The sequence below is a fragment of the Prosthecobacter sp. genome (assembly GCF_044373815.1).
Taxonomy (GTDB): Bacteria; Verrucomicrobiota; Verrucomicrobiia; order Verrucomicrobiales; family Verrucomicrobiaceae; genus Prosthecobacter.
On record NZ_JBIPNG010000446.1, the window covers coordinates 1 to 5,517 of the forward strand.

Sequence of the window (5,517 nt, forward strand, 5' to 3'; positions counted from 1 at the left end):
CTGAGTGCCGCCATGACGCGGAGTTCGATCTGCGAATAATCGGCACTCATCAGCACCCAGCCTTCCTCCCCAGGGACGAATGCCTTTCGAATTTCGCGCCCGAGGTCGCTTCGGATGGGGATGTTTTGCAGGTTCGGATTGCTCGATGCCATGCGGCCGGTGGCGGCCATCAGTTGATGAAACGTTGTGTGAATCCGGCCGGTCACGCGTGAAACGGCATGCGGCAGTGCTTCGACATAGGTGTTGTTCAGCTTGGTCACCTCACGGTAGTCGAGGATGTCCTGAATGATGGGGTGCAGGCCCATAAGTGACTGCAGGACCTGCTCGTTCGTCTGATACTGGCCGGTGGCGGTTTTCTTCGGCTTCTCGATGAGCTTGAGGCGGTCAAACAGCACTTCGCCGAGCTGTTTGGGGCTGTTGAGGTTGAAGGGACCACCCGCGTTTTCCTGAATGCGTTTTTGCAACTCGGCGGCTTTCCGGTCGAGTTCGACGCCGTATTCGCGCAGCGCCTGCACGTCGATCTTCACACCATAATTTTCCATCTTGGTGAGCACCGGAAGCAGCGGGCACTCAACCTTGTCGAAAACGTACTGCTGCTCCTTCAATTCGAGGCGCATCTTTGCAGCAAGTTGCCATGTCACATCAGCATCCTCAGCGGCATAATCGGCCACCTTGCGGGCATCTTCTGCTGCGACATCGGCCATGGTGGACTGGCTGAAGAGATCATTCTTCTCCGTGCCAATGAGCGCTGTAATCGGCACGGGCGTGTAGTGCAGATACGATTCAGCGAGGTAATCCATTCCGTGGCGTTGATCCGGATCGATCAGCGAGTGAGCGAGCATGGAATCAAAATACGGTCCGCGAACTTCGACCCCATGTGCAAGCAGCACGCTAAGGTCGAACTTGAGATTGTGACCAACCTTCTCGACGCCTTCTTGCATGAGCAGGGCACGGAAGTCCTCCAGCACAGCCTTCGCGGCCGCCTTCTCGCGCGGGAAAAGCACAAACCAGCCTTCATGCATCTGCCATGAAAAGGCGATGCCAACGATCTGCGTATCGCGTGGATCGAGTCCGGTGGTCTCAAGATCGAAGCAAAAAGATTTTAGCTCAGCGAGCTGTGAGATGATTTTGTGCCGCTCCTCGGCTGTCTCCACGAGATGATAAACGTGCGGAGTGTCTTCGATGGTGCTGAGCTTGACGGGGGCAGGAAGAGCAGGGGCTGCAAAGAGGTCCTCCGGGGCAGACGATGTTTCCGATGACTGGCTGGCAGCCTGCTCCATTTTCCGACCGCGACCGGCTTTGAATTCATCACCGTAAAGCCGGCGGCCGAGGGCGTTGAATTCGAACTCCGTGAAGAAGGCTTTCAGCGCTTCATCATTGTGCGGCTTGAGAACCAGATCAGCCACCTGCGCGTCATAAGGCGCGTTCACGAAGATGGTGGCGAGCTGCTTGGAGAGCAGCGCATCCTCTTTGCTAGTTTCGAGTTTCTCCTTCTGCTTGCCCTTGAGCTGGGCGCTGTTCGCGAGCAGGTTTTCGACACTGCCGAACTGTTGAATAAGTGCTGTGGCGGTTTTTTCGCCAAATCCCTTCACGCCGGGGATGTTATCGACGGCGTCGCCCATGAGCGCGAGGATGTCGATGACCTGCTCCGGGCGTTCAATGCCCCAGCGCTCACAGACCTCCTTCACACCAAGGATTTCCACGTCAGCCCCGGAGCGGCCCGGTTTGTAGATTTTGACATGCTCGGAGACGAGTTGCCCAAAGTCCTTGTCCGGAGTGACCATGAAGGTCTCGATGCCCTCCTTTTCGGCACGTTTGGCCATGATGCCGATGATGTCATCCGCCTCGTAGCCATCACGCACGAGGATGGGCACGTTCATCGCTTCCATGAGGCGTTTGATTTGCGGGATGGCCATGCTGATGTCCTCAGGCATCTCCTCACGCTGCGCCTTGTAAGCCGGGAACATCTCATGACGCGGCGTGGGCGCGGATGTGTCCAATGCCACGGCGAGATGTGTAGGCTGCTGGTTCTTGAGGATGTCGAGCAGCGTGTTGGCAAAACCGTAGAGCGCGGATGTGTTCAATCCATCGCTGGTACGGATGGGGGCTTTGATAAAAGCAAAGTGCGCGCGGTAAAGCAGCGCCATGCCATCGAGGAGGAAGAGTCGTTGGGACATTTGCCCTCAGACTAGGCGGCATGGGGGCCTGCGCAAATGATGCTCAAGCTCCCTGCAAAGTGATCGCTGCATCTTCCATGGCCCGGCTGGCCTCGGTTTCGTCGTTGACGACCTGCGTGGCACCCAGTCGCTTCAGGCGCTCCACATCAGAACTAAAACGTGCGCGGGCGAGTACCGAAATGTCCGGACGATGCTCACGGATCATGGCCAGTGCCTGGGCATTGACCGTGGCATCGGGGAAGGTCAGTGCCACCATGCGGGCATGTTTCAGCTGGGTTAGTTCCCATGTTTCCTCGTGGCTGGCATCCGCAAACAGCACTGCCTGGCCCTGGCGCTTGAGTTTTTGCACGGTTTCGGCATTCAGCTCCACCACGAGTGTGCGCACGCCGGAGTCGAGCAGCGCCCTGTTGAGCTTTTCTCCCACAGGGCCATGTCCGCAGATGATGGCGTGGTCGGTGAGTCCGCTGATGCGTTGGCGCATGTTGCCAGCATCGGCCTTGACCGGTTTGCCCCGGCCCCAGCCGCGTTTCACCAGCCATTCGCCGAGCGGTATGCCAAACTTTAGCAGGGCAGGGAGGAGGCCCATGGAAAGCGCGCTCGCGGCCAGGAGTGTCTGCTGGGTGTCATTGCTCCAAAGATGAGCGCTGCTGGCGTTCTGCAGCAGCACGAGTGAAAATTCCCCCGCACTACACAGGCCGATGCCGGCCATCAGCGCCTGCTTGTGGGCGAGCCCGAGACGACGCGCGATGATAGTTATGAGGCCTGCTTTGGCGAGCATGAGCGCCGCTGTAAGAATGCAAATAGGCATCCACAAAGCCATGGCAGCCTTCACGTCGATCATGAGGCCGACGGAAACAAAGAACAGCGTGAGGAAGAGATCCTTCAGTGGCATCACATCCGCCAGAATGCGGTGCTTGAAGATGGATTCGCTGACAGCCAGTCCGGCGACAAACGCGCCCAGTGCCAGCCCCAGCCCCAGCAAACCACCGACGAAAGCAAGGCCGACACAACTGCCGATGACCGAGAGTGTGAAGAGTTCACGGCTGCGTGTGCGTGTCACAGCATTGAGCAGCCAAGGGATGACCCACCTCGCGGCCACGCCCGCCAGAATCACAAAGGCACCACCACGCAAGGCCAGTGAGCCAAGTCGCGGCATCAGTGCCGTGGCAACACCTTCATGAGGCAGGAGCAGAGGCAGGAACAAGAAGAAGACTATGATGAAGAGGTCCTGAAAAATCGCTACGGCCAGCGCCATGCGCGCACCTGGGCTTGCTTCAAGGCCGAGATCTTGAAAGCTTTTCAAACTGACCGCTGTGGAGCTCATGGCCAGCGCGACGGATACAAGCACGGCTCCCTGCCACGATGTGGCAATCAACCCCGCGGAAGCCGCAGCGGCCACTGCCATGCAAAGCCCCATCTGCCAGCCGCCGCCCGCAAACGCGAGCCGGCGCAGAAAGCGCAGTTCACCAAGAGAGAACTCCAGCCCCAGCGTGAACATGAGCAGCACCACGCCGAACTCCGCCATCTGGGAGACCTGTTCGTGTGACTCACCACCGCCGAGCAGCGCCAGCACACCGGAATTGGCGATCAGAACGCCGCAGATGAAATACCCCGCCAGCATCGACTGCCGCAATCGCAGCAGCAGAAGCGAAACCAGGACCACTCCCGCAAGCATCAGCGCCAGCAACGCAAACAGCGGCGGGATGGAGGCAGATGCGATGGTAAAGCCTTGAATCATGCAGGAAATCTCCTTCGCTGTTCAGGCTTGGCAGATCAAGTTCTGATGTAGGGATTGCGGATCAAACGGATGAAAAAAGCGCGTTAAAGAATTCACTTATCCACGCGGATTTTCGGGGCCGATCATGGTCCGTGATTCCTTCAGTTGTTACCATTAGCATCCTTCGGCCTTATGCCGGAGTCACCTGGGTGAATGACATGAGCTTTCAGGTTTCCCGCCGCTCATCCGTGCTGAACTGGAGATTGTACAGATTCTGATACACCGGATTACGACCCAGCAGTTCCGCATGCGTGCCACGGTCGAGGATTCGGCCCTGGTCCATGACGATGATCTGATCTGCCTCTAGAATGGTCGAAAGTCGATGTGCGATGGCGACGACCGTTTTGCCAGCAGACAGAGTATGAATGGCGTCCTGGATGATTTTTTCGCTCTCGGTGTCGAGTGCGGAGGTGGCTTCATCGAGCAGCAGGACAGGTGCATCGCGCAAAATGGCGCGGGCGATGGAAATGCGCTGCTTCTGGCCGCCGGAGAGATTGCACCCGCCTTCGCCGACGATGGCATCGTACCCATTGCTGATCTGCTCGATGAATTCATGCGCATGCGCTTTTTTCGCAGCCGCGATGATTTCCGATTCACTGGCATCAAGACGGCCATAGCGGATGTTTTCACGGATGGTGTCGTGAAACAAAAAGGTGTCCTGATTGACGATGCCAATGTTGGAGCGAAGGGAATTCTGCGTGATGGATCGGATGTCGCGTCCATCCAGCATGACCGAACCCTCGTCGGGGTCGTAAAAGCGCAGCAGAAGAGAGAACAGCGAGCTTTTGCCGGCGCCGCTGCGACCGACAAGGGCGTAAAATTTGCCGGGGTCGAGCTTGAGACTGATGTTGGTTACGGCCGGGACCTCCTTTTTCTCACCATTGGTTTCACGATAGTAAAGAGCTGTGTTCTGGAACTCGACTTCACCGCGCGAACGTCCGATGTCCTTCGCATCTGCTGCGTCCAGAACGTCAGGAGTGCGTTCGAGCAGTTCAAATACCATGCCTGCCGCCACGGTGGTTTTCTGCAGCATCATCTGCACACGGCTCAGTTCCTTCACCGGCGGATAGATCTGCGTGAGAGCCATGACTAGCAGAAAGAAGTTTTCCGCTTCAAGTCCACGATCCCATGCATACACCAGGCCTGCGGCGATGCCCAGAGAGGCAATGGTTTCCACGCAGGGACCGACAAATTCGACGGCTTTGGCCCAGCGCACCATGTTACGTGTCATGCTGGCGTTGGTGCGTTCAAAGCGCTGCTCGGCATGTTTTTCGCCGGCATAGGCTTTGACCAGCCGGATGCCCGAAAAGGATTCCTGCATGGCCACCATCAGCTCTCTGGAATCATATTCCTCACGTGCTCCTGATTTTCGCACTCGTTTGCCGATGCGAATAATCGGCAGAAGGCAGGCCGGGAAGACGACGAGTGACATGAGGGTGAAAAACCAATCCTGAGCAAAAAGGACAACAAGAATGGAGATGATGGTCAAGGGACGCTGCGCAAGGATCTGAATGAGCTGCATGGCATTGCGCTGAACCGTGGCAGTTTGGTTGACGACCGTCT

Annotated in this window: 3 protein-coding genes; all 3 read right to left on the minus strand. The window is 57.4% G+C overall.

Translation table 11 applies throughout. The annotated features are described in order from the left end of the window. Nucleotides 1-2,177 (minus strand): DNA polymerase I (gene polA, locus ACIREA_RS25570; RefSeq protein ID WP_397385156.1); only part of this gene is annotated, 2,177 nt, incomplete at its 3' end. Nucleotides 2,178-2,220: 43 nt separating this feature from the next. Then, complete coding sequence (locus ACIREA_RS25575) at nt 2,221-3,915, minus strand: cation:proton antiporter (protein ID WP_397385157.1); 1,695 nt, start codon at nt 3,913-3,915, stop codon at nt 2,221-2,223. A 205-nt stretch (nt 3,916-4,120) separates the two neighbouring features. Further along, nucleotides 4,121-5,517, minus strand: a 1,397-nt coding sequence (locus ACIREA_RS25580; RefSeq protein WP_397385158.1) for an ABC transporter ATP-binding protein, incomplete at its 5' end; no start/stop codon positions are given.